This is a genomic window from Rhodococcus sp. G6(2025) (assembly GCF_058628105.1).
Genome location: NZ_CP179750.1, coordinates 110,605 through 136,029 on the forward strand (window position 1 = coordinate 110,605; position 25,425 = coordinate 136,029).

24 protein-coding genes and 2 pseudogenes are annotated in these 25,425 nt (G+C 67.3%); 15 read left to right on the forward strand and 11 right to left on the reverse strand.

Going from position 1 to position 25,425, the window contains the following annotated elements; translation table 11 throughout:
* Window positions 1–14: 14 nt before the first annotated feature.
* Entirely contained in the window at window positions 15–929 is a 915-nt protein-coding gene (locus ACLIVD_RS00540; protein WP_477953003.1) for a TauD/TfdA dioxygenase family protein, read from the reverse strand.
* A gap of 38 nt (window positions 930–967) precedes the next feature.
* A complete protein-coding gene (locus ACLIVD_RS00545) occupies window positions 968–1,942 on the reverse strand; it encodes a quinone oxidoreductase family protein (RefSeq protein ID WP_283335789.1) in 975 nt (324 codons plus the stop codon).
* 202 nt (window positions 1,943–2,144) lie between these two features.
* Here ACLIVD_RS00545 and ACLIVD_RS00550 point away from each other — a divergent pair, with 202 nt between their 5' ends.
* Window positions 2,145–3,155: an AraC family transcriptional regulator gene (locus tag ACLIVD_RS00550; RefSeq protein ID WP_477953004.1), complete on the forward strand. Its 1,011-nt coding sequence runs from the start codon at window positions 2,145–2,147 to the stop codon at window positions 3,153–3,155.
* Here the strand turns inward: ACLIVD_RS00550 and ACLIVD_RS00555 are convergent.
* The gene (locus ACLIVD_RS00555) at window positions 3,131–3,718 is read right to left on the reverse strand and encodes a GNAT family N-acetyltransferase (protein WP_283353080.1); all 588 of its coding nucleotides are present in this window, start codon (window positions 3,716–3,718) and stop codon (window positions 3,131–3,133) included. The genes ACLIVD_RS00550 and ACLIVD_RS00555 overlap by 25 nt on opposite strands.
* A 190-nt stretch (window positions 3,719–3,908) precedes the next feature.
* On the opposite strand from ACLIVD_RS00555, the gene ACLIVD_RS00560 reads away from it, so the two are divergent.
* From ACLIVD_RS00560 to ACLIVD_RS00580, 5 genes are all read left to right on the forward strand, one after another.
* A complete protein-coding gene (locus tag ACLIVD_RS00560) occupies window positions 3,909–5,270 on the forward strand; it encodes an MFS transporter (protein WP_061044312.1) in 1,362 nt (453 codons plus the stop codon).
* 49 nt (window positions 5,271–5,319) lie between these two features.
* A complete protein-coding gene (locus ACLIVD_RS00565) occupies window positions 5,320–6,915 on the forward strand; it encodes an aldehyde dehydrogenase (NADP(+)) (RefSeq protein ID WP_491931738.1) in 1,596 nt (531 codons plus the stop codon).
* A gap of 25 nt (window positions 6,916–6,940) precedes the next feature.
* On the forward strand, window positions 6,941–7,876 hold the full coding sequence (locus ACLIVD_RS00570; protein WP_280782839.1) for a 5-dehydro-4-deoxyglucarate dehydratase: 936 nt from the start codon (window positions 6,941–6,943) through the stop codon (window positions 7,874–7,876).
* Window positions 7,876–9,147 (forward strand): glucarate dehydratase family protein, encoded by a 1,272-nt coding sequence (locus ACLIVD_RS00575; RefSeq protein WP_491931739.1) that lies wholly within the window; start codon window positions 7,876–7,878, stop codon window positions 9,145–9,147. Before ACLIVD_RS00570 ends, ACLIVD_RS00575 begins: the two co-directional genes overlap by 1 nt.
* A gap of 90 nt (window positions 9,148–9,237) precedes the next feature.
* Window positions 9,238–10,131, forward strand: coding sequence for a LysR family transcriptional regulator (locus ACLIVD_RS00580; protein ID WP_491931740.1), 894 nt, complete (start codon window positions 9,238–9,240; stop codon window positions 10,129–10,131).
* A gap of 12 nt (window positions 10,132–10,143) precedes the next feature.
* On the opposite strand, the gene ACLIVD_RS00585 is transcribed toward ACLIVD_RS00580, so the two are convergent.
* The 6 genes from ACLIVD_RS00585 to ACLIVD_RS00610 form a co-directional block, all read right to left on the reverse strand.
* Window positions 10,144–10,626: a carboxymuconolactone decarboxylase family protein gene (locus ACLIVD_RS00585; RefSeq protein WP_491931741.1), complete on the reverse strand. Its 483-nt coding sequence runs from the start codon at window positions 10,624–10,626 to the stop codon at window positions 10,144–10,146.
* A 65-nt stretch (window positions 10,627–10,691) separates the two neighbouring features.
* On the reverse strand, window positions 10,692–11,600 hold the full coding sequence (locus tag ACLIVD_RS00590) for an alpha/beta hydrolase fold domain-containing protein (protein WP_491931742.1): 909 nt from the start codon (window positions 11,598–11,600) through the stop codon (window positions 10,692–10,694).
* A gap of 69 nt (window positions 11,601–11,669) precedes the next feature.
* Window positions 11,670–12,167: an alpha/beta fold hydrolase gene (locus ACLIVD_RS00595; protein WP_491931743.1), complete on the reverse strand. Its 498-nt coding sequence runs from the start codon at window positions 12,165–12,167 to the stop codon at window positions 11,670–11,672.
* A gap of 178 nt (window positions 12,168–12,345) precedes the next feature.
* Window positions 12,346–12,660, reverse strand: a complete 315-nt coding sequence (locus tag ACLIVD_RS00600; protein WP_283335781.1) for a hypothetical protein — start codon at window positions 12,658–12,660, stop codon at window positions 12,346–12,348.
* 455 nt (window positions 12,661–13,115) lie between these two features.
* Window positions 13,116–13,646: a DinB family protein gene (locus tag ACLIVD_RS00605; RefSeq protein ID WP_491931744.1), complete on the reverse strand. Its 531-nt coding sequence runs from the start codon at window positions 13,644–13,646 to the stop codon at window positions 13,116–13,118.
* Window positions 13,647–13,671: 25 nt separating this feature from the next.
* Complete coding sequence (locus tag ACLIVD_RS00610) at window positions 13,672–14,535, reverse strand: helix-turn-helix domain-containing GNAT family N-acetyltransferase (RefSeq protein WP_491931745.1); 864 nt, start codon at window positions 14,533–14,535, stop codon at window positions 13,672–13,674.
* Window positions 14,536–14,635: 100 nt separating this feature from the next.
* Between ACLIVD_RS00610 and ACLIVD_RS00615 the strand changes: the two genes are divergently transcribed.
* The 8 genes and pseudogenes from ACLIVD_RS00615 (at window position 14,636) to ACLIVD_RS00650 (ending at window position 22,358) form a co-directional block, all read left to right on the forward strand.
* On the forward strand, window positions 14,636–15,925 hold the full coding sequence (locus tag ACLIVD_RS00615; RefSeq protein ID WP_491931746.1) for an NAD(P)-binding domain-containing protein: 1,290 nt from the start codon (window positions 14,636–14,638) through the stop codon (window positions 15,923–15,925).
* A 160-nt stretch (window positions 15,926–16,085) separates the two neighbouring features.
* A complete protein-coding gene (locus tag ACLIVD_RS00620; RefSeq protein ID WP_491931747.1) occupies window positions 16,086–17,015 on the forward strand; it encodes an ATP-binding cassette domain-containing protein in 930 nt (309 codons plus the stop codon).
* Window positions 17,012–17,836 (forward strand): ABC transporter permease, encoded by an 825-nt coding sequence (locus ACLIVD_RS00625; protein WP_491931748.1) that lies wholly within the window; start codon window positions 17,012–17,014, stop codon window positions 17,834–17,836. The genes ACLIVD_RS00620 and ACLIVD_RS00625 overlap by 4 nt, the downstream gene beginning before the upstream one ends.
* A gap of 468 nt (window positions 17,837–18,304) precedes the next feature.
* A pseudogene (locus tag ACLIVD_RS00630) lies at window positions 18,305–18,933 on the forward strand (sigma-70 family RNA polymerase sigma factor).
* A gap of 836 nt (window positions 18,934–19,769) precedes the next feature.
* On the forward strand, window positions 19,770–20,111 hold the full coding sequence (locus ACLIVD_RS00635; protein WP_280782828.1) for an ArsR/SmtB family transcription factor: 342 nt from the start codon (window positions 19,770–19,772) through the stop codon (window positions 20,109–20,111).
* A gap of 3 nt (window positions 20,112–20,114) precedes the next feature.
* On the forward strand, window positions 20,115–20,600 hold the full coding sequence (locus ACLIVD_RS00640) for an SRPBCC family protein (RefSeq protein WP_283335774.1): 486 nt from the start codon (window positions 20,115–20,117) through the stop codon (window positions 20,598–20,600).
* A gap of 182 nt (window positions 20,601–20,782) precedes the next feature.
* Window positions 20,783–21,361, forward strand: a complete 579-nt coding sequence (locus tag ACLIVD_RS00645) for a dihydrofolate reductase family protein (RefSeq protein WP_283353070.1) — start codon at window positions 20,783–20,785, stop codon at window positions 21,359–21,361.
* A gap of 235 nt (window positions 21,362–21,596) precedes the next feature.
* Window positions 21,597–22,358 carry a dienelactone hydrolase family protein gene (locus ACLIVD_RS00650; protein WP_491931749.1) on the forward strand — a complete coding sequence of 254 codons (762 nt, stop codon included), beginning with the start codon at window positions 21,597–21,599 and terminating at the stop codon, window positions 22,356–22,358.
* Window positions 22,359–22,430: 72 nt separating this feature from the next.
* Here the strand turns inward: ACLIVD_RS00650 and ACLIVD_RS00655 are convergent, their stop codons facing one another.
* Window positions 22,431–23,900 (reverse strand): carboxylesterase/lipase family protein, encoded by a 1,470-nt coding sequence (locus tag ACLIVD_RS00655; RefSeq protein WP_491931750.1) that lies wholly within the window; start codon window positions 23,898–23,900, stop codon window positions 22,431–22,433.
* Window positions 23,901–24,208: 308 nt separating this feature from the next.
* Here ACLIVD_RS00655 and ACLIVD_RS00660 point away from each other — a divergent pair.
* A pseudogene (locus ACLIVD_RS00660) lies at window positions 24,209–24,580 on the forward strand (DUF6537 domain-containing protein); the annotation flags it as partial.
* 28 nt (window positions 24,581–24,608) lie between these two features.
* Here ACLIVD_RS00660 and ACLIVD_RS00665 read toward each other — a convergent pair.
* Window positions 24,609–25,076: an SRPBCC family protein gene (locus ACLIVD_RS00665; protein ID WP_283335769.1), complete on the reverse strand. Its 468-nt coding sequence runs from the start codon at window positions 25,074–25,076 to the stop codon at window positions 24,609–24,611.
* Between the last annotated feature and the right edge of the window lie 349 nt (window positions 25,077–25,425).

Sequence of the window (25,425 nt, forward strand, 5' to 3'; positions counted from 1 at the left end):
GGGCAGTGAGTAATTCAGAAGGGCCGGTCGCCGATGATGCCGGCGCGCTCCATCTTGCGGACGGCGGGCCAGTAGTCCTGGACCGCGTAGTGCTGGGTGGACCGGTTGTCCCAGATCGCGACGCTGTTCTTCGTCCACCGCCACCGCACCTGGTACTCGGGAATCGACGCCTGGCTGATCAGGTAGTTGAGCAGGTTGCTGCTGCCGGGCGCGTAGTCGATGCCGTACCGGATGTTCTCCGGGGTGTGGTAATTGACGAAGTGGGTCGCGAAAGCGTTGACGAACAAGATCTTTTCGCCGGTGTCGGGGTGCGTGCGCACCACGGGGTGCTCGGCGTCGGGGAACCTCTCGTGCAGCGCGTGCCGCTGTTCCAGCGGCTGCGCGGCACCGAACGACGCCTCGATGCTGTGCCGGGCGCGGAGTCCGTCGATCTGCTTCTTGACCTGCTCGGGAAGCTTCTCGTACGCCAGGGCCATGTTCACCCAGATGGTGTCTCCGCCGATCGGGGGCGTCTCCACGCAGCGGAGCACGCAGCCCATCGGCGGGTTCTCCCGCCAGGTGGCGTCGCAGTGAAAGGCATTCTCGTAGTGCTCGGCCGGGCTGTCGAGGTCCTTGTAGATTTGCACCAGCCCCGGGTGGTCGGGGTCGCTCCCCACGGCCGGGTGGTCCTCGAGCGGGCCGAACCGCTCGGCCAGCGCCACGTGCTCGGCGCGGGACATGTCCTGGTCGCGGAGGAACAAAACCTTGTACTCGAGCAGCAGTTCCCGCAGTTCGGCGAACAGGGCGTCGTCGCGGGCGGCGTCACCGAGGTTCACGTCGAACAGTTCGGCGCCGATCGAGCAGGTGAGCGGTGCGAATCGGAAGGATCCGGAAGGGGAGAGGATCGTGTGCGGTTCGGGCGAGTAGGTCAGTTGCGCGGTGTCGGTCATGGTGGTGTCTCCGTCGGGGTGAATGTGGTGGCGCGCTGTCAGAGTCGGAACACGGAGGAGCCGATGCTGCGGCCGGATTCGAGATCGTGGTGCGCCTGGACGGCGTCCTCGAGCCCGTAGCTTTGGTTGATCTCGATCCGGATCCGGCCGGCCTCGACGTGCCCGAAGAGTTCACCGGCGAGTTCGGCGCGCTCCGCCGGGTCGGCGATGTAGTCGGCGAGCGCGGGTCGGGTGACGAACAGTGAACCCTTGACAGCCAACTGCATCGCGTTGATCGGAGGAATCGGTCCGGAGGCCGTTCCGAAGCACACCAGCAGTCCGCGCCGGGCGAGGCAGTCGAGCGACGTCTGGAAGGTGGACTCGCCGATGCTGTCGTACACGACGGGGACGCCGACACCGTCGGTGATTTCCCGAACCCGCTCGGCGACGTTCTCCCGGGTGTAGACGATCACGTGCTCACACCCGTGGGCGCGAGCGATCGCGGCCTTCTCGTCGGTGGACACGGTGCCGATCACGTTGATGCCCAGCAACTTTGCCCACTGCGTGAAGATCAGGCCGACGCCGCCGGCCGCGGCGTGCAGGAGCACGGTGTCGCCCGCCTTCAGCGGGTGGATGCGCCGCAGCAGGTAGGCCGTGGTCAGACCGCGCATTGTCATCGCGGCCGCGGTGTCGAAGCGGATCGCTTCGGGCAGCGGGATCAGCGGTGCGGCCGGCATCACGCGTTCGGTGCTGTAGGCGCCGAGGGGGCTGCCCGTGTAGGTGACGCGGTCACCGACCTGCACGTGGGTCACGCCGGAGCCGACTTCCTCGACGACACCGGCCGCCTCCACTCCCATGCCCGCGGGCAACTCGGCCGGGTACAGGCCGGTGCGGAAGTAGGTGTCGGCGAAGTTCAGTCCGACGGCTTCGTGCCGGATCCGCACCCCGTGGGGCCCGGGCTCCCCGACCTCGACGTTCTCCCACTTCATGACTTCCGGAGCGCCGTGCTCGTAGAACCGAACAGCCTGTGCCACAGTATTTCTCCTTCGATGTGATGATCGGTGCGGTGCCGCCGCCGGACCGGTCGCGGTCGGGCGGGGCGGGGGTGGCCCGGTGTGGCGGATCACCTCTCCGACCGCTTCTGTGATGCACCTAACAGTACGGGCGCACCCGGTCGATTGCTTATCCTGACGGGACAGACGGCCTATCATTTCGGGACAGGGCATTGGAGGTGGCATGAAACCCCTTGCGCGCTACGCGTCGCTGAACGGATACCTCGAGCTGTGCCGGTCGCTCGGCGTCGATCCGGTGCCGTTGATGAGGTCCGCCGGCCTTGATCCGTCCGGCCTCGCACTGCAAGACCGATGGATCCCGGCCGCGGCGATCGCGCACCTGCTCGAGCAGTCGGTGGAGGCGTCCGGGCACGCAGACTTCGGGGTGCGCCTCGCCGAGCGCCGGCAGTTCTCCAACCTTGGCCCGCTCAGCCTCGTCGTGCGCGAGGAGCCCGACGTCCGCAGCGCCCTGCGCGTGCTCACGCGGTACACGCACACGTACAACGAGGCGTTGCAGACGCGGATGTCCGAGTCGAACGGTCTCGCGACGTTGCGTGTCGAACTGGACGTGGGGGAGGCAACCGAGACACGGCAGTCGGTGGAACTGGCGGTTGGAGTGCTGCACCGGCTGCTGCGCGGCTTCCTCGGGGGCGGCTGGAAACCGCTCGCCGTCTGCTTCCCTCATCCGGCTCCTGCGGACGCGGCTACCCACCGGCGTCTGTTCGGACCGGTGGTGAACTTCGACCACGAGTTCGCAGGCATCGTCATCGACGCCGGCGACCTGGCTGAGCCGAACAAGATGTCCGATCCACTGCTCCGTCGCTACACCCAGCAACTCCTCGAGTCCTGGGAGCCGTCGGACGACGTGACGATCGTGAGCCGGGTCCGCGAGCTGATCGAACTACTGCTGCCGACGGGCCGCTGTTCCGTCGAGCAAGTGGCTCGCAGTCTGGGGGTCGACCGGCGAACGGTGCATCGCCGCCTCGCCGAGAGTGGGGAGACGTTCTCGACCGTCCTCGACGCGACCCGCGTCGAACTCGCCGAACGGATGGTCGCGAATCCCCGCCTGAGTCTCACCGAGATCGCGGACGTGCTGGCGTTCTCGGCGCCCAGTAACTTCTCGCGCTGGTTCAGCGGGCGGTTCGGATGCAGCCCGAGCCGCTGGCGCGCTCAGCGGTCGGGCGACGCCGGCTGAATCTTCCGGAGCTCGTCCAGATCGAGCCTGCTGATGTAGTGGGCGCCGTCGTCGATGGGGTTGTCCGGCGGCAGGTAGCCCTCGCCGACGCGGCGGAAGCCGGCCTTCTCGAGCGCGCGCCACGACGCCCGGTTGGGGACGACGACGGGGACGACGATCGCGGTGGCGTCGGGTAGGTCGGCGCGGCACTTGGCGACGAACGCGCTGATCATCGCGGTTCCCAGTCCCTGTCCGGTGTGTTGCGGGTCGCCGACGTAGTAGTCGATGGAGATGCTTCCCGGCGGGATCTCGACGAGGGCCGTGAGGAGCGCGAGGTCCTCGGGGTAGTCCGCGATCCGGTACCGCTGGATGAATCCGAAGGGCACGCCGTCGCGCAGGACGAGGAAGTCCTCGCAGGGTTCGGTGCCGTCGATGCTGCCGCCGAAGTCGCGTTCGATGTCGGCGTCCGCGGTGTCGTGGTTCCAGAACCGCGCGACGTGCGGTTCGCGGAGCCATTGTTGCAGTTGGGGGAAGAATTCGCGGGTCGTGCGGACGAACTCGAAGGTGACTGCGTCGGCGCTCACGGTAGGAAACTAGCAGGAACCAAGTCGATTCAACTTCGGCATCGATAACGAGAACCTTTGACTTGGACATGTATCGAACATGCCTCTAGCGTGATTCCTATGACTCAGGTCACGCCTGGTAGCCGGGCGTGATCGGAGTCCTCCAACGTTCCCCGCACCACCAGCGCCAGCACACAGAGAGGAGTCACCGATGACCCTCCCCCTCGCCGTTTCCCCGGCAGTCGACAGCGCGGTCTCCAAGATCTTCCGTCGCGTCGTCCCGCTGTTCATCGTCATGCTCATCTGCAACCAGCTCAACAGATCCAACATCGGCTACGCGCAGACGCATCTCGAGGCGGACGTGGGAATCGGTGCTGCGGCGTACGGCTTCGGTGCAGGTGTCTTCTTCATCGCCTATGCAATCTTCGAACTGCCGTCGAACGTGCTCATGGAGAAGTTCGGCGCCAAGGTGTGGCTCACCCGCATCATGATCTCGTGGGGCCTGGTGTCCGCGGCGATGGCGTTCGTCAACGGCCCGGAGATGTTCTACGCCCTGCGGTTCCTCCTCGGTGTCGCCGAGGCCGGCTTCTTCCCGGCCATCATCTTCTACTTCACCCGGTGGCTGCCGAACAACCACCGCAGCCGCGCCACGGCACTGTTCATCGCCGGATCCTCCATCGCGGCCGCCATCTCGGGACCGCTGTCCGGACCGCTGCTGTCCCTCGACGGACTCGGCGGGCATCACGGCTGGCAGTGGATGTTCGCGCTGGAGGGACTGCTGTCCGTCGTCGTCGGATGCATCGCCTACCGCCTGCTCGACTCGAAGATCGACGACGCGAAGTGGCTCACCGGTCCGGAGAAGCACGACCTGCAGGCCGTCATCGCCGAGGAGGACGTGCTGCGCAGTGAGGCGTCCGCGAAGCGCGGCGAGTCGGGCTCGCGCTGGAAGCTGCTCCTGCAGCCGCGGATCCTGGTGTGCTGCGGCATCTTCTTCGCGATCACCATGGCGATCTACGCCAACACGTTCTGGCTCCCGTCGATCATCCGCCGCATCCCGGGCACCACCGACGTCACCGTCGGGCTGCTCTCCTCGCTGCCGTGGATCTGCGCGATCTTCGCGATGTACTACTCCAACCGCTCCGCCGACCGCACCGGACGGCACAAGCCCTACCTCGTCGCCGCGCTGCTCATCGGCGGTATCGGCACGATGGCCGCCGCGTTCGTCACGCCCTGGCTGGCGCTTCCGCTGCTGTGCGTCGCGACGATGGGATTCAAGAGCGCGAGCCCGCTGTTCTGGTCCATTCCGCAGCGCACACTCCACCCGATGGTGCTGGCGCCGGCGATCGCGATCATCAACTCGCTGGGCAACCTGGGTGGCTTCGTGGCCCCGTTCGGCTTCGGAGTGATCAAGGAGCAGACCGGCACGGTGACGATCGGCCTCGTCGTGTTGTCGCTCTTCGCCCTGGCCGCCGCCGCGGCGGTGACGTACTTCCGGCGCGACAAGGAAGACATCGACGACGTCGCCGACCTGCCAGAGGTGGGCTCCGACGAGCCCACCGTGGCAGCCAAGTGACCTCTCACCGGCACATACGAAACGCAGACGAGAACTCGAGGACTGAATCATGACAGCAACGGTGAACCGGACCGACGTGACCGGACAGATGATCATCGCAGGGAAGCCCGTCCAGGGTTCCGGCACGACGATCCACGGCATCGACCCCACCACCGACGGCCGGCTGGAACCGGGCTTCGCGCACGGTGACGAACGAGACGTCGACGCCGCCTGCGCCGCCGCCGCCGAGGCGTTCGCGCCGTTCCGCGCAACGAGCAGCGATAAGCGCGCCCAGTTCCTCGAGGCGATCGCCGACAACATCGAGGCCCTCGGCGAGACGCTCATCGCACGGGCCTGCGCCGAATCCGGACTTCCCCAGGGCCGTATCACCGGTGAGGTGGGCCGCACGTCCGGACAGCTGCGGCTGTTCGCCGGCGTCCTGCGTGACGGTGGCTGGAACGGTGCCCGCATCGATCCCGCGATGCCCGACCGGACGCCCCTGCCCCGTGCCGACATCCGGCAGCGGAAGGTACCGCTCGGACCCGTCGCGGTGTTCGGCGCGAGCAACTTCCCCCTCGCCTTCTCCGTGGCCGGCGGCGACACCGCGTCCGCGCTGGCTGCGGGCTGCCCCGTCGTCGTGAAGGCTCACGACGCGCACCCCGGCACCTCCGAACTCGTCGGCCGCGCCATCGCCGACGCCGTCACGAGCACCGGCATGCCCGCGGGCACGTTCTCCCTGCTGTTCGGCTCGGGCCGCGGGCTCGGCACCGCACTGGTCACCGACCCGCGCATCAAGGCCGTCGGATTCACCGGATCCCGTTCCGGTGGAACCGCTCTGGTCGCCGCTGCCGCCGGACGTCCGGAACCCATCCCGGTGTACGCCGAGATGAGTTCGATCAACCCGGTATTCCTTCTCGAGAACGCCCTCGCCACCCGCGGCGCCGACCTCGGCCGCGCGTTCGTCGGGTCGCTGACGCTCGGGTCCGGCCAGTTCTGCACCAACCCCGGACTCGTCATCGCCGTCGACGGTCCCGGACTCGCCGAGTTCGTCGCGGCCGCGAATGCCGCGGTCGCCGAGGCGGTGCCGACGCCGATGCTCACTCCGGTCATCGCCGGCTCCTACGCCGACGGTGTCGCCGCCCTCGAGGGTGCGGCCACCGTGGAGGCCCGCGGCGTCGAGTCCGACGCACCCAATTCGTGCCGGGCCGCCCTGTTCAGCAGCGACGCCGACACGTTCCTGGGTTTGGAGGTGTTGCAGCAGGAGGTATTCGGTTCGTCCAGTCTGATCGTCAAGTGCCGCGACGCCGAGCAGGTGCGTGCCGTGGCGGCGCAGCTGGAAGGCCAGTTGACCGCGACCGTCCACGTCGACGACGCCGATCTCGACGAGGCCGGACGGCTGCTGCCCGTCCTCGAGCTCAAGGCCGGCCGGATCCTGTTCAACGGCTGGCCCACCGGGGTCGAGGTCGGCCACGCGATGGTGCACGGTGGCCCGCATCCCGCGACCTCCGACTCGCGTACCACGTCCGTCGGCTCGCTGGCGATCGAACGGTTCCTGCGTCCCGTTGCCTACCAGGATGTTCCGAGCTCGCTGCTCCCCGCCGCCATCGCCGACGGCAACCCCGACCAGTTGTGGCGTCGCATCGACGGTCGACTCACCCAAGCCTGATTTTCCCTTCGTGAAGGAGTTCCCCATGCTCGACGGCGTCTTGTTCTTCCCCGTCACCCCGTTCACCGCATCCGGCGACGTCGACTACGACCGGCTCGCCGAGCACGTTGCCAAGGGTGTCGACGCCGGCCCCGGAGGCGTCTTCATCGCCTGCGGCACCGGCGAATTCCACGCCCTCGGGCTGGAGGAGTTCGGCAAGATCGTCGCCAGGGCCACCGAGGTCGTCGCCGGACGCGTCCCCGTGTTCGCCGGGGCCGGCGGCTCGGTGCAGCAGGCCAAGGAATTCGCCGCCAGCGCGAAGGAGAATGGCGCCGACGGCATCCTGCTGCTCCCGCCGTACCTGGTGACGATGCCGCAGGCCGGTCTGGTGGAGTACACCCGCGCGGTCGCCGACACCACCGATCTCCCGCTCGTCGTCTACAACCGCGGTAACGCCCGGTTCGACGAGGCGGCCGCCGTGGAGGTCGCGCAGTTCCCGACCGTGGTCGGGTTCAAGGACGGCACCGGTGATCTCGACAAGGTGGGCCGCATCGTGCGTGCGGTGAAGGATGCGCTCGCCCCGTCCGGCAAGCCGTTCCTGTTCTTCAACGGCATGCCCACCGCCGAGGTCACCCAGCAGGCGTACCGCGCGATCGGCGTCACGCTGTACTCGTCCGCGACGTTCGCGTTCGCGCCCGAACTCGCTCTCGGGTTCTACGAGGCGCTCGAATCCGGCAACGAGGAACTCACCGACGCGCTGCTCCGCGACTTCTTTCACCCCCTGGTGCGCCTGCGCGACCAGGTGCCCGGATACGCGGTGTCGCTGATCAAGTCGGGTGTCGCGATGGAAGGTATCGACGCCGGGTCCGTGCGGCCGCCGCTCGTTCCGACGAGCGAGGCCCACCTGCTCGAACTCGCGCAGATCACCGCGGCCGGCCGCGCCGTGCTCGCCGACGCCCTGGCTGTGCAGGCGGCAGTCTGATGGCTGCCGCACCCATCCGGATCACCGGCGCGCGGATCACTCCCGTCGCGTTCGTCGACCCGCCGCTCCTCAACACCGTCGGCGTGCACCAGCCCTACGCGCTGCGTGCGATCATTCAGCTCGACACGGACGGCGGGCTCGTCGGCCTCGGTGAAACGTACGCCGACACAGCCCACCTCATCCGGCTCGAGGCGGCAGCCGAGGCGATCGTCGGGCTGGACGTATTCGCGCTCAACGCGATCCGCGCGGCGATCGACGAGAAGGTCGCGACCCTGACCGTCACGGGCGGTGACGGTGTCGCGGGCATGATCACCACGGCCAGCACCACCGACCGCGTGTTCTCCCCGTTCGAGGTGGCGTGCCTCGACGTGCAGGGCAAGGCGCTCGGCCGGCCGGTGTCCGATCTGCTCGGCGGCAAGGTGCGCGACGCCGTCCCGTTCAGCGCCTACCTGTTCTACAAGTGGGCCGGGCACCCGGGCGCCGAGCCCGACGAATGGGGCGAGGCGATCGACCCCGACGGTCTGGTCCGTCAGGCGCAGAAGATGATCGGCGAGTACGGCTTCGAGGCCATCAAGGTCAAGGGCGGCGTGTTCTCGCCGGACGAAGAGATCGCCGGCATCAAGGCACTGCGTGCCGCGTTCCCCGACCTGCCGCTGCGCCTCGACCCCAACGCCGCGTGGACCGTCGACACGTCGATCAGGGTCGCGTCGGAACTCGACGGCATCGTCGAATACCTCGAGGACCCGACGCCGGGCCTCGACGGCATGGCCGAGGTCGCGCGGGAGGCGAAGATGCCGCTGGCGACGAACATGTGCGTCGTCGCTTTCGATCAGCTCGAGCCCGCGGTGCGGAAGGATTCGGTCCAGGTCGTGCTGTCGGATCACCACTACTGGGGTGGCCTGCAGCGGTCGCGGTTGCTCGCCGGTATCTGCGACAACTTCGGTCTGGGCCTGTCGATGCACTCCAACTCGCATCTCGGCATCAGCCTGGCCGCGATGGTGCACCTCGCCGGCGCCACACCGAACCTCACGTACGCGTGTGACACGCACTGGCCGTGGAAGACCGAGGACGTCGTCAAGCCCGGTGTGCTGAAGTTCGTCGACGGCGCGGTCCCGGTGCCGACGACGCCGGGTCTCGGTGTGGAGATCGACGAGGACGCCCTCGCCGTCCTGCACCAGCAGTACCTCGACTGCGGGGTGCGCGACCGCGACGACACCGGATACATGCAGTCGGTGGATCCGACGTTCGAGAACACCTGCCCTCGCTGGTAACTGTCTCATCGGAGGCGCCGACCGCGGTCTCGGTCGGCGCCTTCGGGGTGGGATACATTGAGTCCACCCCGAGGCAAAGGAGTGGATCGAATGTTCTCCCTCGCGCGGCTGTCGTGTTTCATCGCCGTCGCGGAGGAACTGCACTTCGGTCGCGCCGCCGAACGCCTGCATATGACGCAGCCGCCGCTGAGCCGTCAGATCCAGCAACTCGAAAGCGAACTCGGCGTGCAGTTGATCGACCGCACCAGCCGATCCGTCACCCTCACCGCCGCCGGTACCGCGTTCCTGCCCGACGCCCGGCGCATCCTGAGCCTGTCGGAGAGTGCCGCACTGACGGTGCGGCGCGTCCCGGCCGGTGACCTCGGCACCGTCGTCGTCGGATTCACCGGCGCGTCCGCGCACGCGGTGCTGCCGAGGTTGCTCGAGGCCGCCCGGGACAGACTCCCGGACGTGAAAGTCGTTCTGCGGGAAATGGTCACCTCCGTGCAGATCGAATCGTTGATCAGCGGTGAACTGGACCTCGGGCTGATCCGCCCGATCCTCACCCGCCCCGGCATCGACACGCGCCCCATCCACCACGAACGGCTCGTCGCCGCGCTGCCCGCCGGTCACCCCCTCGCCGACGCCGAGCAGCTGTCCGTGGAGGACTTCGACGATCAGCCCGTCGTCATGTATTCGCCCGTCGATGCGCGGTACTTCCACGAACTGCTCATCAGCACGTTCACGATCGTCGGCGCCTCTCCGCGCTACGTCCAGTACGTCACGCAGGTGCACACCATGCTGGTGCTCGTCCGGTCCGGGCTCGGCATGGCCCTCGTGCCCGAATCCGCGCAGACGATGCACCCGGAGGGGGTCGTGTTCCGTCCCGTCTCCGCCGTCCGCGACCGGCCCGTCCAGATGAACGCCGCCTGGCGGTCGGACAACCGGAACCCCGCGTTGCGCAGGTTCATGGAGGACGTCCTGCCGAGGCGGGAGTGGGAATGAGAACCGGAGTGCTCAGAGCGTGAGCTTGCACGTCTGACCGATGTCGAGCACCCGCAGTACCCGGCCCGTCCCCAGCCACAACGCGCACGAGAGCGCCAGGTCCGTCAGGATCTCGTCGGTGAAATGCTCGTGACACCGAGCCCAGAAGTCTTCGTCGTCGCGGAGCGCCGTGTGATCGGTGGCGAACCGGTGGGCGAACTCCGCCGCCGTCCGCTCCTCGGCGCTGTACCCGGGCCACGACTCCCACTCGAGAACGTGATCGTAGAAGTGCTCGTCGATCCCCGCATCGGCGCCACTCCTGTCGCGGGTGCCGAGGCACACGGCGCACTCATTGGCCTCCGCGACCGCCATCCGCGCGATCTCCCGGACCCGTAACGGTAACCGGTTCCGGTTGTACACGGCGTCCGTGAAAGCGCCGAGTGCCCCACCCAGCTCGGGTGAGATCGACAGCCAACCTGCCATGTCATCGTCACTGTAGCTACCTACTCGACTCATCCCCGAATGCTACAGCGGGAGGTGTCGCGGGCGGAAGATCTGACACGTGTTCTATCTCGTCGGTGTTACGCTCGCAGTGTGCGGACAATGTCTTCGCGGGCGGCACGTGCCTGGCGGATCAGGGGGAAGAGTGCGTAGTCGTGCTGCATCCCGATCTCCTCGATGTAGTCGACTGTCGTGCCGGCGTCGCGTGCTCGCTGAGTGAGCGCGCGGGAGTCGGTGACGAGAATGTCGTGGGTGCCGGTGTACACGCTCATGGGCGCGAGGCCGGTGAGGTCGCCGAAGAGGGGGCTGACGCGCCAGTCGGTGACCTCGAGGTCTCCCGCGTAGAGTCGGCCGGCTTCTTCCAGTCCTCCGCGCGCGAGGAGGATGTCGCGCTTCTCGATGATGGCTTGCGTGGGGTCGCTCATGGTGGCGTCCAGCCACGGGGCGACAAGGATCAGCCGCGACGGCTGGGGTGCGCCCCTCCGTTTGAGTTCCTGCGCTGCGGCGAGCGCGAGCCCGCCACCGGCGGAATCGCCGATCACCGCCACGTTGTCGGCGCCTCGGGCGGAGATTGCCGATTCGACGAGGTCCGCCGCATCGGCGACGGTGCGGGCGGCCGTCCGGTGCGGGGCGAGGGGGTAGATCGGTAGCAGAAGCCGGACCGATGCCGCCGCGGTGATGGTGCGCGCGAACAGCCAGTGGAAGGACGTTATTTCGCGGACATAGGCACCGCCGTGGAAGTCGACCACAGTCTTTCCGTATCGCCCGTTGTCCGGTTCGACGGTGAAGACGGGAAATCCGCCCGTGCGGTCGGCGGAGAGCCGCACCCCGCGCAGGAGCGGAGATGGTGGCGGGTTGAACGAGGCCGGCCGCAGCGTCGTCGCGTGGACGTCGCGCCGCGTGTCCTCGGCCGTGCGGAGTTTGGTGCGGCCCAGCAGTATCCGAACCCCGGTGTGAACGATTGCGGGGCGAATATCGGGAATGATCACGCCCCTCATTGTGACGTGTTCGCGGACTCGGCGCGGCCGCTCCGGCGAGTTGACACGGCAATTCGGTCCTCAGTGGGCCAGTCGTTGGAGGATTGCGTCCATTGCCGCGTCAGCGTTCTCACCGTCGAAGATGTTCTGCCCGTGGGCGGAGCCCGGCAGAAGGATCACTTTGTTGTCGGCGCCCGGTGAGCCGTCGGCGAGTTGCTGCGACACGCCGGCGACGGGCTCGTCCTCGCTGGCGATGAACAGCTTGGGCTCACTGCCGAGGCCGTCGACCACCCGATTCGGGGAGAGCAGCACCAGCTGGTCGGGAAGGTCGGGCTGCTGCGAGGCCAGTTGCAGGATGGCGTCGGCGCCCGCGCTTCCGCCCACCAGCGCGACGTCGGGGTGCCCATTGTCGATGAGGCTGGCGACGGTGGCCGCGATCGACTCCGGCGTGATGTCCTCGACGGCGATAACAGTGGCACCCTGGTTGGCGATCGCCGAGGCCTGGTCTTCCCAGCTGGCGGCGTCGAAGACGGCACCGTGGGCCAGCACCACTCCGTACTCGCCATCTCCCCACTGCAACGCGTCGCCGCCGCCGACCTCGATCTTGGTGGCGGACGTGTCACTGCCCGCCGACGGTGTGCTGCTCGCCGGAGCAGCCCACCACGACGGCGAGCAGCAGAGACAGAAGGGCGAGTAAGGCCTTCATGTCTCCAACATACTGCCGAGGGCACGTTCGATGCGGCGAAAGGACTCCGGTCTAGGTGACTTTCACACTGCCCGAGAAGAAGAACGGGGCCATGTTGCCGAAGCAGAACGCGGTCACATTCGATCCCTTCGCGAATCCGTCGAGCGTACCGAGACCCGCCGCGAAGGCACCCGTCTTGAACGTGAAATTCGAGTCGAATGCGAAGCATGTCCAGCTTTCACCGGTCGGGACCCTGACCTCTACCTGGCCGGATCCGCCCGCGTTCAGTGTTGGTGCCGCCGTGGCGGGAGTGCCGCCTGCGAAAACCAGGGTGGGAGCGATGACGGCGGCCACGACTGCCGATCGCACAGCGAATTTGTTTTTCATAATGCTCACCTCATTCGATAATCCCCGACTCCTGCAGCGGAATTGTCAGTTTTCTCCCGAGTTCGCGTCACTGGTTTGTCAAATGTTCCGACGCCACACTGGCGGAGGTATATTACCCCTGTTCAGGGTGTGGATTCTCGGCTACCGGTGGGAGCCGAGAATCCCTGTCCTGGATCACTCGATCGTCAGCCGAGTGCGAGTAATTCTCTTCTCTGTTGTTTCTGTGAACCACGGGATCGTCGATCTCCGCTTACTTTGCCTATCGCGCACGGGTCTGCAGAACGTTTCTATTAATGACGCTTTTTCTCACATTCTGATATTAAACAACTGTCCACCATGATTTCGTCACGTCGGTAGGAATCGAATTCCTACGTGTCGTATATGTCGATCATGCGGGGCGGGCGCGCCGGCGCATCGATGAACCATCCCCATCGACAACGGGCAGCTGCCCCGGTTCAGTTGAGAGTGAGCTGTTGTCGGTGGAAGTCGAAGTGCTTCCCGGGGTATCGAAAGACCTGCTCGACGGTCATGGTCTCGGTGAAGAACGGGTCCCAGCGCACCGGAAAGGACATGCTGCGCTGTAGGTCTGCATCGGTCTGCCGGGCGAGGGAGCGTTGCAGCGAAGCGATGACGCGGTCGAAGTGGCGGCCCATCCGGTGGCGGTTGTAGACGACCGCTGCCAGGGCGGAGCCCCGATAGTTGACCTCGTCGAAGGCTGGGGTGGCCGCGTCGAGCACGTGCGCGAACCGTCGGCTCGCCCCCTCCGGCAACCGGGAGAACATCCGGATCAGCAGGAGCAGCCGGCGAACGACCATGTAGCCGAAGACCATGTGGAACAGCAATTGCTCGTTGGTCCACCGGGTTCCGGACGAACGCCTCGCGAGATCTGGGGCACTCGCGCCGTCGAGTAATTCGTGCAGCACGCTCCGGGCGCGTTCGAGCTCCGCGGCGATCGCGGCACGATCGACAGGTTGCTGCTCGGACATCTTATGCCCCAGTCGATTCGGAGGATTATCCGACGACGGGGGAACGGCGCTCGAGAAACACGGTGTCGCGCCATATGTCGTCGAGTCGGGCGATGCGTTCGCGCACACCGAGGGTGCGGAATCCGGCGGAGTGGTGCAGGGCGATGCTGGCCCGATTGTCGGGGAAGATCGAGGTCTGCAAGGTCCACAGTCCGGCCTCGTCGGCGGCGATGACCTGGGAGCGCAGCAAGGCCTTGCCGACGCCGCGCCCGCGCATCCCGTCGGCGACGTAGATCGAGTTCTCGGCCACCCCGGCGTAGCAGGCTCGCCCGGACACCGGGGACAGGGCGGCCCAGCCGACCACGACGTCGTCGATCTCGGCGACCCACCGATGCCCGGGCAGCCACAGTCCATCGAGCGTCGCCTGGGTGGGGACCTCGGTGGTGAAGGTGGCGTTGCGGGTGGCGATGCCCTCGCCGTAGATCCGGCGCACGTCATCCCAGTCCTGATCGGTCATGGTTCGCACGGTGACGTCGCCCGGCAGGTCGTCCGGGCAGCAGGGGCGCGGGGTCAGCACGCCCATCACTGCGTCGGCGGCGTGCGGCAGCCCGGTGCAGCAGGCCGGATTGACCATGACCACGGTGCTGGTTCCGCTCTTGCGGACCGAGACGAATCCGACGGCGGCAAGCTTGCGCACGTGGTGCGAGACGGTGGGCTGGCCGATGCCCAGAGCCTCGGCCAGCTCGCCCACGTTGATCCCGGCCGGGCGGGAGGCGACCTGGTGCAGCAGTCGCACCCGGGTGGGATCGGCCAGGCAGGCGAACCACCCGGCATAGGTGGCCGCGTCCTCCGGCGCCAACGCATCCACCTCGTTGGCGGTGCGAGCGACCGGAATGTCCAGTGCAGTCATGCACCCACTATATCGATATCCATCGATGGTTGCCTTCATCGACGCGTATCGATACTCTCCGCAGGAAGGATCGATGCATGTCGATGAAAGGACGTCCGAGATGAACTCTGTGCCCGTTGTCGTCGTGGGGGCCGGACCGATCGGCCTCGCTGCCGCGGCCCAGTTGCGTGAGCGCGGCCTGACCCCGCTGGTCTTCGACCGCGGTCCGATAGCCGGTGCGGCGATCGCTCAGTGGAATCACGTGCGGTTGTTTTCCCGTTGGGGTGAGCTGATCGATCCGTCGGCCCGCCGCCTTCTCGACGCCACCGGCTGGGTGGCGCCGGACGACCAGGCGTACCCGACCGGCCAGGACTGGACCGCGAACTACCTGCAACCCCTCGCTGCCGCACTCGGCGACACCGTGCAGCTGTCCACCGAGGTGGTCGGGGTGGCCCGGCGGGGCCGGGACCGTGTCGTCGACGCCGGCCGCGACACCGAACCCCTCTCGGTACACATCCGCCGCGCCGACGGCACCGAGGATCGGATCACCGCGCAGGCCCTGATCGATGCCTCCGGCACCTGGGCCACCCCCAATCCCCTCGGCGGGGAAGGCCTGCCCGCGCTCGGAGAGCGCGCCGCCGCCGACGTTCTCGAATACCGGGTCCCGAACATCGACGACCCCGAGGTGCGCGCCCGGTACGCGGGCAAGCACATCGTGATCGCCGGCAGCGGGCACTCGGCGCTGACCGCCATCGTGGCGCTGGCGGGCCTGGAGAAGCAGACGCCGGGTACCCGAATCAGCTGGGTGCTGCGCCGCGGCGAGGGCGGATCCACCTTCGGCGGCGGCGAGGGCGACCAGCTGCCCGCTCGCGGCGCCCTCGGATTGCGCGCCAAGAGGGCCGTCGACGACGGAATGTTGCGGGTGGTCACGGGATTTCGCACCGCGGCCGTCGAAGCTGCCGCCGATGGTCAGGTGGTGTTGGTGTCCGACACCGGAGCCCGGATCGAGAACGTCGATCGGGTGGTGGTGCTCACCGGCTTCCGTCCCGACCTGTCCTGGCTCTCGGAAGTCCGCCTCGGCCTGGACCCGGTGCTGCAGGCCCCGGTCGGGTTGGCGCCGTTGATCGATCCGAACGTGCACTCCTGCGGCAGCGTCTACCCGCACGGGGTAGCCGAACTGTCGCATCCGGAGCCGAATGTGTTCCTGGTCGGGATGAAGAGCTACGGGCGGGCGCCGACGTTCCTGGCAATGACCGGGTACGAGCAGGTCCGCAGTATCGCCGCCGCCCTGGCCGGCGACCACGCCGCCGCCGCCCGCGTCGAACTCACGTTGCCGGAGACCGGGGTATGCGGCGGCGCCGGGTTCTTCGACGAACCCGAACCCGCCGCCGATGGCGCCACCATCTCCTGACCTGCCTGATTCTGCCGCGGGTGCGTCCAACTCGAACTTGGTTCGTCTGAGGAAGCGGACTCCCACTCACCACCGGGTGGGAGCACATCTTCCGAGAGGAACCTCCGATGACCATCCACCCGATTGCCCGCCCCGCCGCTCACCGGTTCGGGGGAGTGCGATGAGCGCGCCGACCGTCGTGGTCGAGGATCTGCACGTCGCCTACGGCACGACGTGGGCCCTCGACGGTGTCGACTTGGAGGCTGCCGCCGGAGCCACGCTCGGTGTGCTCGGCCACAACGGTGCCGGCAAGACCACCCTGATCCGCACCCTCACCACCCTGGTGCGGCCCACCATCGGCCGCGTGCAGATTGAAAACCTGGACGTCGTCGTCCACGCCACCGAGGTCCGCCGCCGGATCGGCGTGACCGGCCAATACGCCGGCCTCGACGAATTCCTCACCGCCCGAGAGAATCTGGAGCTGATCGGCCGCCTGACCGGGCTGCGCCGCACCGCCCGCGCGCGGGCCGACGCGCTGATCGACCGGCTCGGGCTGCAGGAATACGCGTCCCGGCGGGTCGGGGAACTCTCCGGGGGCTCGCGCCGCCGGGTCGATCTGGCCGCCAGCCTCGTCGGCTCCCCGTCGGTACTGTTCCTCGACGAGCCGACCACCGGTCTCGATCCCCTCGCCCGCGCCGGATTGTGGAACGTCGTCGACGAGCTCACCGACGCGGGCACCACGGTCGTGCTCACCACCCAGTACCTCGAGGAGGCCGACCGGCTCGCCGACCACATCGTGGTCCTGCGCCGGGGCCGGGTCGCCGCCCGCGGCACCCCCGCCGAGCTCAAACGGATCGTCGGCGGCAAGGTCCTCAGCGCCACCATCCCCGCCGGTCAGCTCGCCGCGCTGCCATTCATCCCGGACACCGATCCGCGGGTCGACGGCGACCGCCTGCGAGTGTCCGTCACCGTCGACGACGCCCCCGCCGCGACCGCGCTGGTCGCCGACCTGCACCGCGGCGGCATCGAGGTCACCGACCTGGACGTGACCTCGCCGAGCCTCGACGACGTCTTCACCCACCTCGCCCACACCCCCGGAGCCCACCGATGACCACCATCCGCACCACCACAGCCACCCCTTCGGTAGGGCGTCCCTCGGTCGGGGACCAACTCGCCGCACTCACCGTCCGGAACCTGCGCACCAGCGCCCGCGTTCCGCAGCTGTTGATGTTCTCGCTGACCATGCCGATGGCGATGCTGGTGCTGTTCAGTCAGGTGTTCCGCAGCGTCGCCGCAGGACCGGGCTTTCCTGCCGGGGTCAGCTACATCGTCTTCCTCACCCCGGCGATGCTCGCCGTCTCCACGGTGATGGCCGGCACCAACGCCGGAGTCTCCGCCGCGATCGATCACACCAACGGCCTGCACGACCGCTTCGCGGCCCTGCCGATGCGGGCGGCCTTGCCGGGGGTGGCTCGCACGATCAACGAGGCCGTGTTCACCCTCGCCCGGGCTGTGTTGCTCGGGATCGCCGCCGTCGCTTTGGGTTTCGAGTTCCACGGCACCGCAGGGGATGCCGTCGCCGCGGTTGTCGTGCTGGTGGTGTTGGCCGGGGCGATGAGCGCCCTCTTCGGGCTGATCGGGGACCGGCTCCGCCGGCCGGACGTGGTCCAGTTCGCCGGGATGATGGTGATGATGCCGCTGATGTTCGTCTCGAGTGCGTTCGCGCCGATCGAGACCATGCCCGGCTGGATGCAGGCCATGGCGACAGTGAATCCGGTTGCGCACGCCACCGACGCCCTGCGCGGCCACGTGCTCGGCACCGCCACCGCCGGGGACACTCTTACCGCCCTGGTCGCGGCGATCGGTTTGTGGGCGGTGGTGACCGCCGTTCCCGTCGTCACCCGCATGATTCGGTCAGCGCGCACCCGCTGACAACGAACCCGCCCCGTCCCCATCCCACGGGGGACGGGGCGGGTTTTGCGTGTTCGATGTCCGTCCGGAGCCGGGCACTCTCCAAGCCCCTACCCGATGGAGGGGTAGAGGCTAGGAGAGCGCTGTGGTCAGCAGATGCGCCCGGTGCGGGCGTCGATGACGCTCATGCGGCGGCGTCGAGCAGATGCAGCTCCTCCGCCACGATCAGATCGACCTCTTCACTGGTCAGGCCCGACAACAGATGTGTAGTCAGCATTGCTCTCACCTCCTCACCGTGCTTCTACTGGTACGTCGAACCGGAGCATCCGGAATCGACATCGACACCCATACAGACGAGGAACTTCGGATTCGGACGCAGGTGCGTCCGACCGCGGTCACCGTCGTCCGTACCTGAGAGAGGACGCCCTCAGGGGGTCGCGACCGCGCCGTAAGGCGGGGATCCTGAAAGACGGAGAGGAACCACAGATCATGAACGAGGACTCGGCCACCACCGCGACGACACCCCAGCCGGCACCAGCTGATCTCGACCAGCTCTGGCGCCGCTTCTCGAGCGACTTGCGGGCCTTCATCGCCCGCCGGGTCTCCCGTCCCGAGGACGCCGACGACATTCTGTCGATCGTGTTCCTGCGGATGGCCAAGAGCCTCGACAACCTGCGGGAGCAGGACCGAATCCTCGGGTGGATGTATGCCATCACCCGCAACGCGATCACCGACTACTACCGGTCCGCACCCCACCGCCGCGAGCTGGCTGTCGACAGTGTCCCCGACAACCGGCCCGACGGAGAACCTGACGCCGACGAGACGGCGGAGAAGGAACTCGCCTCCTGCCTGGTGCCGATGCTCTCCGGGCTGCCCGCCGAGCAGGCCGCGGCGGTGAGGATGGTCGACCTCGACGCCCGAACCAACGCCGCCGCCGCCAGCGAGGTGGGAATCTCGGTGTCCGGGATGAAATCCCGGGTCAACGCGGCCGCGCCGCCCTCCAGGCCCAATTGCACGCCTGCTGTCAGATCAGCCAGGATCGCACCGGCCACGTCCACGACTACCAGCCCCGCAGCGGATCCTGCGACTGCGGAGCCACGCCATCGGACGACGAGTAGACCGGCGAATCATCTCTGGTGACGGCGACGGGGCGACCGGGCGAGGTCACGCTGACAAGACTGCGGTGCGGTGCGAGCCATCTTCGCTCGCACCGCACCGTTGTCACCTGAGGGCTACTGGCAGCCGCATCCGTCGCCGGCCGTCGCCGTCGGACCGCAGCACGTCGACTTCTCGCTGAGGTCGCAGCAGGTGGCTTGTCGTTCGGTGCTGCAACACGTGGGTGCCGCAGTCCGTGGGTTTGCGTCCGTCCGATCCGTCGTCGGGTTTTCGAACTTGTCGGCGTTGGTCATGGTGACTCCTTGATCCGTGGGGATGGGTACCAGGACAGACGGAGGAGACCGAAAATGGACGCACTGGCCCGTCGCGAAGGATGAGGTGCGCCCGTGCCTGGCCGCGCCCCCACGGAGATACGTGGCGTGTCGAAACTTGTGTGCGAAACCGTCGGCGACCAGCACGGATGAATCCTGCGGAGGACAATGGGACGATGCGATCCGAGCCGAACCTTGACGACGCCGGAACGGCGGGCGCGGGTGAGGAGCCCTGGTATGAGCTGGTGGCCGCTCTGCTGGGCCAGTTCGCTGGATCGCAGACCGGGCACCGGGTGTCCTTGGCCCAACGGTGGGGTATTGGGTGGCGTGGGCGATACCGCCGCCGCTCACGGTGTTGCTGGGCTTCACCGGTCTCTGCCTGATGTTCGCACCGCTGTGGATCTCGATCGATGTCGGCGGGTTCTCCCCGAGCTAGATCGCTCTCGTCGGCACGCCGCCTGCAATAACTTCAAGCTGAGAGTCGAAGGGGCCTTGCACATACAACCAATCGGTTGTATGTTTCGGGTGTGTCAGAAACAGATGAGGACCGGGCCGATGCCCTGTTCCACGCGCTGTCCGACCGAACGAGGCGCGACATCATGCGTCGCGTGCTGGCCGGCGAGCATTCCGTCTCGGCACTGGCAGCGAAGTACGACATGAGTTTCGCTGCGGTACAGAAGCACGTCGCCGTTCTCCAGAAGTCAGGCCTACTCGTCAAACGACGCAGCGGCCGTGAACAACTCGCCACGGGCGATGTGGACGCAGTTCGCGCGGTGTCGTCCATGCTCGCGGAGCTGGAACACGTCTGGCGTGGGCGAATCGCGCGCATCGACGAACTGATCGCGACAGAACCCCAACGGAAGGAATGAACGATGCCTGTCACCAATGTCAGCCACGACATCGACGCACTGACCCTGACCATCACCGCCGAGTTCGCCGCGCCCCGCGCGCGGATCTGGCAGATCTATGCCGATCCTCGCCAGCTCGAGAAGATCTGGGGTCCGCCGACGTACCCGGCGACGGTGGTCGACCACGAGTTCACTCCCGGCGGTCGGGTCACCTACTACATGACCGGACCCGAGGGTGACAAGCATGCGGGCTACTGGAACATCGTCTCCGTCGATGAGCCGACCGGCTTCACCTTCACCGACGGATTCGCCGATGCGGATTTCACCCCGATCGAATCGATGCCGGTGTCCACCAACGAGTTCTCCTTCGAGGAGAAGGACGGCAGCACCATCGCCACCTACGTCAGCACCTACGCAACCGCCGAAGGTCTCCAGCAGGTGCTCGACATGGGTGTGGTCGAAGGTGCCTCGCAGGCGATCGGCCAGATCGACGACCTCATCAAGGGTTGAGCCGCCGGTTCACCGCACAGACCGATCTCGCCGCCTCGCCCGCCACGTGCGAGGCGGCGAGCCGGAACGAAGGACGCGACACTTTTGTTGCGACCACAGTCGCCCACTCCGACAGCGATGAGTTTCGCAGTGGTTCCCAGTCTGTACCTACACCGATCACAACCGCACTCGAGGAGAACGACATGACCGCGACCTACACCTTCGACGTCTTTTCCAGCCTCGACGGCTTCGGCGGAATCAGCGGCGGCGACTGGGGCGGCTACTGGGGCAAGCAAGGCCCCGAGTTGCTCGACCACCGCCTTGCCTTGTATGGCGCGGAGCAGCGGATGATTTTCGGGGCCAACACGTATCGGGCGTTCGCGCAGATGCTGGCCTCGAGCACCGAGGAGTCCGAAGTGCGTGACCCATGGGTCACCCGGATGAGGAGCCTGCCGGCGACGGTTGTGTCGACGACGCTGGAAGGGCCTCTCGACTGGCCGGACGCGACCGTCGTGAGCGGTGACGCCGTCGACGTCGTCGCCCGGCTCAAGGAGGAGTCCGAGGTGCCGTTGCGCTCGCACGGCAGCCTGTCGATGAATCGGGCGCTGATGGCCGCCGGCCTCGTCGACCGCCTGCAGGTGACGCTCTTCCCTGTGATCACCGGTCTGACCGGTGATGACCCGATCTTCCAGGGTGGGGCCGACTTCGACCTGGAACTGCTCGAGAACCGGACGCTGGACGGTCACATCCAAGAGCTCATCTACCGACCCACACTCCATTGACCTGTAGGAATACCAGGCGCGGCCCATCGGCGATCGGCCCTCGCATGCAGGAAATAGGTTGGACGGGATTCGGTTCAGGTTGATAGCGTGCGCGAGACCGTGACATCACGCGAGGAGGTGAGACCCATGAACGCAGTAACCATGTGGGTGCTCCCGCTCGTGTTCACGGTTCGGCGATTGACATAGGTGTCGCCGGGAGCGCCTCGACAACAAGGCAATCCCGAAAGGCAACACCATGCATTTCACGTCTGAGACATCGTCGAACGGTGTCATCGAACGTACATTCACTCTGGATGGGATCACCGGCGTGCTCTGGTCGCCCACATCCGGAACCGTCGGCGCACCGCTGCTGCTGTCGGGGCACTCCGGCGGCATGCACAAGAAGGCGCCGGGGTTGGTCGCCGGTGCACTCCACTGCGTGACCACCTATGGGTACACCGTCGCTGCCATCGACGCGCCCGGACATGGCGACCGGCCGCGAACCCTTCAGGATCAACGGTGGGCCGAGGCGATCCATCGGGCCCGGGCGGCGGGCGAGCCGATCGCCCCGATCGTGATCGACTACAACATGTCGCTGGCGGAGCGTGCGGTGCCGGAATGGCAAGCGACTCTGGACGCCCTGCAGGCGCTGCCCGAGATCGGCGTCGAAGCGCCGATCGGCTACGGCGGCATGACGTTGGGTGTCGTGACCGGGCTGATGTTGACGGCGGTCGAATCCCGGATCGCTGCCGTGAGCTTCGGTGGGGTTTTCGTGTGCGACGCTCTGATCGAGGTGGCAAGAAAGATCACCGTCCCGGTCGAGTACCGGATTCCCTGGGACGACGAGGAATTCGACCGCACCTCCGGGGTCGCGTTGTTCGACGCCTTCGCCGCGAAGGAGAAGACATTGCACGCCTACTCGGGCAGGCACTACCCGGTACCCGAATACGAACGCGACAGCTCGGCCCGGTTCTTCGCCCGCCACCTCGGCCGGGCCGCCGACACGGCTTCGGACTGACGTGAACGGTATCGGCGTCCGGATCCGCGCCGGACGCCGATACCGCCAGTGCCGCGCTCCCGCCGGCCTGGGTCAGGGCAGGTATTCGGCGCCGGTGTCGTCGGGAGCGGTGTCCTCGCAGAGGTGCGGGCAGGCATCGAACCTCATCGCGTTTCTTGCGTCGTCGTAGGTGGGCCAGCCTGGATCTCCGTGGGTGGCGAAGTCGAGCCAGGCTTGGTGCATCGCCTGGGTGAGGGTGCCGGGTGCGGCGTCGCCGATCAGGTCGCGGCATGCCTGTGTGGTGTCGAAGACGAAGGGGACGTCGAGGCCGTGTGCGGCGCCGTGCAGTGGTGATCGCCATGCGAATTCGTAGACGTAGGTGGGGCCTGGGTGGCGGCGCGCGGTGCGGCGGCTCGGTGATCGGAACATCAGGTCCGTGTAGGCGGCTGTGAGTGCACGCGCGGGGGTGAGGGCCGGGTCGTGGAGACCGTGTCGTTCGAGGAGCGCTTCGGCATCGGGGTAGGTGGCGGCCAGCTCGGCTACGGCGTCATGCGCGTCGAAGGCGGCGAACTGGTCGGCACCGAAACCGAGGTTGGCCTCCTCGAGTGTTGTGCCGATCAGCAGGTCGACGCCGCGCGAATGGGTGCTCGGGACTCCGACCGGGTCGGGGAGGACGTCGTCACCCGTGGTGGGGAGGAACAGTGCACGACGGTGGCCTGGGTCGACACCGTTGCCGTCGCGCAGGTCTGGGTGGGGTTCGTTTCTGAGCAGAGCGGCCTGCGCGCGCACCAGGTCGGGGGCAGAGAATGCGCGGAATGCGTCTGTGGTCGGGGAGGTTCCGAGCCGGGCGGCGAGAGCCTTCGTGAGTCCTTCGGTGAGCTCGAGCGGGCGGGCCATCTCGTCGTGTCCGCTCTGGACGATCGCGCGCCGGAACAGTCCGGCGGCCAGCGGGGAGTGCAGCAGGAACGCGACCGAGGAGCCGCCGGCCGATTCGCCGAAGACGGTGACGTTGTCCGGGTTTCCACCGAACCCGGTGATGTTGTCGCGAACCCAGCGCAGGGCGGCGATCTGATCGCGCAATCCGATGTTCGTGTTCGCGACCGCACCGGACGGTGCGAGGAAGCCCTCCGCCCCGAGTCGGTAGTTGACGGTGACCAGGACGACGCCGTCGCGCGCGAACGAGGTGCCGTCGAAGGCGGGGGCGGCGCCCGAGCCGATCATGAACCCGCCGCCGTGGACGTAGACCATCACCGGAAGCCCACCCGTGCCGGGGTCGGGTGTCCAGACGTTGAGATTGAGGTAGTCGCCGTCTCCGGCGACCCATCCGGGCCCGATCAGCGGCGCCAGATTCCCGTGAGCGGGGTGCAATGCCGGCTGGGGTGCGGTAGCGCCGTAACCGGTGGCGTTCCTGGTCCCTGCCCATCGTTCGGCAGGACCAGGGGGTGCGAATCGGCGTTCGCCCGCTGGAGCTGCTGCGTAGGGGATTCCCAGGAATCGGGCGACCCCGTCGGTGTGGTCACCGGAGAGTCGCCCTGCCTCAGTGTTCACGGTACGGACGGTCATCGGCGACGTCCCCTTTCATCTGTGCGCCTCACCTCGGATGGTCGGGCCGAGGGTGGCCGTGTGAATCAGCACCCCATCTCGTCCCAGCCTGCCATGGGCTCGGTGTCCGGCCTGAGATAGCCGCCGCCAGGTCGTAGTGGGTCGTGGTAGACCTCACCGACAACGGTCCGGCTCCGTTCCAGGAAGACCAGTGGCCACGAGGGGCCGCGCGACGAAGTAGGAGAACCAGCATGACGATTCAACGGATGGAGCAGCTCAGCTGACAGAGTCGATCGAAACATCGCGGGCGCGCCGGTAGCGCCGTCCGGCTACACCCCCCGGTGCTGCGCGCCATGGGGATGACGAACAAGCTCTCACTCGGATCCTGGATCAACCCCGGATTCCGGACCCTGCACCGTATGCGCAAGATCCGCGGCACCAAGCTCGATGTGTTCGGCTACCACCACATCCGGAAGATGGAACGCGAGTTGATCACCGAATACCGCGAAACCATCGAGCAACTCCTTCACCTACTCAACCCGCACAGCCTGACCGCCGCGGTGGAGATCGCCGAACCGCCCGACCTCATCCGTGGGTACGAACAGATCAAGGTCGCCAACGTGGAGTCGTACCACCAGGAACTGGACAAGCTCGTCGAGGCGTACCCGCTGACCGCCCGAGCCGAGAAGCAGGTCGTGTAGGGCCCGGCCCGAGTCGCAGCCGACCTGATCAGCGGGATCCTTCGACGTACGATGCCAGGTTCGCCAGCGAGGAGGTGATCCCGGCCTCGTGTGCCGCTTGGTCTATGCCGGGTGGCACGTCCGTGGCGGTGACGGTCACCTCGGTCCCGTCACCGGCGGCAGCGAGGTGCCAGGTCATCGTCATGGTGCCCGCGTACGACGGGTCGTCAGCTTCGAACACCGCCAGCTGCACCACGCGTTCCGGTGGCACCAGGTCGGCGAATCCGACATCGACGACATCCGTCGTATCCGAAGTCTTGCCGGGACTGTCGGCAGGGTCGAGGTAGGTGAGGACCATCCGAAATCCACCACCGGGCCGAGGATCCCACCGTTCGACCCGCCCGCGCATGCCGTCCGGCGGCAACCAGGCCTCGAGAGACTCCCGGTCGAGGAGGGCGCCGTAGACAGTCGCCGGTGATGCCGCGATCACCCGGCTGGCGCGGTCGGTTCTGTCCATCGCTCGATTCTAGGGCCGAGGAGCACCAGGAGATCTCTGTTCGCCGAGTGCCACTCGTTCGTTCTCACACGCCACTCGACTTGTGCGCGGCGGTTCACGACATCTGCATCCGATGAAATGCGGAGCACGCTACCGGTAGCCGCTGTAGAACCACGTCGGTAGTCGGACCACCGGGGGAGTGCCTGGCGGGCGGGGCCGGCGGGGCAGGCCGAATCGTTCAGGCCGCACTCCCACCTGACGCGGCTGCAGTTCACATTCGTGTAGCCGCCGTCACACAGAGGTCGAGGGTTCCGCGCTCGGATCGGCGGGTCATCCGCGTGCCTCGACCAAGTTAAGTATCTTGAGCTAG

Coding starts and splice junctions, on each gene's coding strand:
- ACLIVD_RS00540 (WP_477953003.1), bottom strand. CDS start 929: ATGACCGACACCGCGCAACTGACCTACTCGCCCGAACCGCACACGATC.
- ACLIVD_RS00550 (WP_477953004.1), top strand. CDS start 2,145: ATGAAACCCCTTGCGCGCTACGCGTCGCTGAACGGATACCTCGAGCTG.
- ACLIVD_RS00560 (WP_061044312.1), top strand. CDS start 3,909: ATGACCCTCCCCCTCGCCGTTTCCCCGGCAGTCGACAGCGCGGTCTCC.
- ACLIVD_RS00565 (WP_491931738.1), top strand. CDS start 5,320: ATGACAGCAACGGTGAACCGGACCGACGTGACCGGACAGATGATCATC.
- ACLIVD_RS00570 (WP_280782839.1), top strand. CDS start 6,941: ATGCTCGACGGCGTCTTGTTCTTCCCCGTCACCCCGTTCACCGCATCC.
- ACLIVD_RS00575 (WP_491931739.1), top strand. CDS start 7,876: ATGGCTGCCGCACCCATCCGGATCACCGGCGCGCGGATCACTCCCGTC.
- ACLIVD_RS00580 (WP_491931740.1), top strand. CDS start 9,238: ATGTTCTCCCTCGCGCGGCTGTCGTGTTTCATCGCCGTCGCGGAGGAA.
- ACLIVD_RS00585 (WP_491931741.1), bottom strand. CDS start 10,626: ATGAGTCGAGTAGGTAGCTACAGTGACGATGACATGGCAGGTTGGCTG.
- ACLIVD_RS00600 (WP_283335781.1), bottom strand. CDS start 12,660: ATGAAAAACAAATTCGCTGTGCGATCGGCAGTCGTGGCCGCCGTCATC.
- ACLIVD_RS00605 (WP_491931744.1), bottom strand. CDS start 13,646: ATGTCCGAGCAGCAACCTGTCGATCGTGCCGCGATCGCCGCGGAGCTC.
- ACLIVD_RS00610 (WP_491931745.1), bottom strand. CDS start 14,535: ATGACTGCACTGGACATTCCGGTCGCTCGCACCGCCAACGAGGTGGAT.
- ACLIVD_RS00615 (WP_491931746.1), top strand. CDS start 14,636: ATGAACTCTGTGCCCGTTGTCGTCGTGGGGGCCGGACCGATCGGCCTC.
- ACLIVD_RS00620 (WP_491931747.1), top strand. CDS start 16,086: ATGAGCGCGCCGACCGTCGTGGTCGAGGATCTGCACGTCGCCTACGGC.
- ACLIVD_RS00625 (WP_491931748.1), top strand. CDS start 17,012: ATGACCACCATCCGCACCACCACAGCCACCCCTTCGGTAGGGCGTCCC.
- ACLIVD_RS00640 (WP_283335774.1), top strand. CDS start 20,115: ATGCCTGTCACCAATGTCAGCCACGACATCGACGCACTGACCCTGACC.
- ACLIVD_RS00645 (WP_283353070.1), top strand. CDS start 20,783: ATGACCGCGACCTACACCTTCGACGTCTTTTCCAGCCTCGACGGCTTC.
- ACLIVD_RS00650 (WP_491931749.1), top strand. CDS start 21,597: ATGCATTTCACGTCTGAGACATCGTCGAACGGTGTCATCGAACGTACA.
- ACLIVD_RS00655 (WP_491931750.1), bottom strand. CDS start 23,900: ATGACCGTCCGTACCGTGAACACTGAGGCAGGGCGACTCTCCGGTGAC.
- ACLIVD_RS00665 (WP_283335769.1), bottom strand. CDS start 25,076: ATGGACAGAACCGACCGCGCCAGCCGGGTGATCGCGGCATCACCGGCG.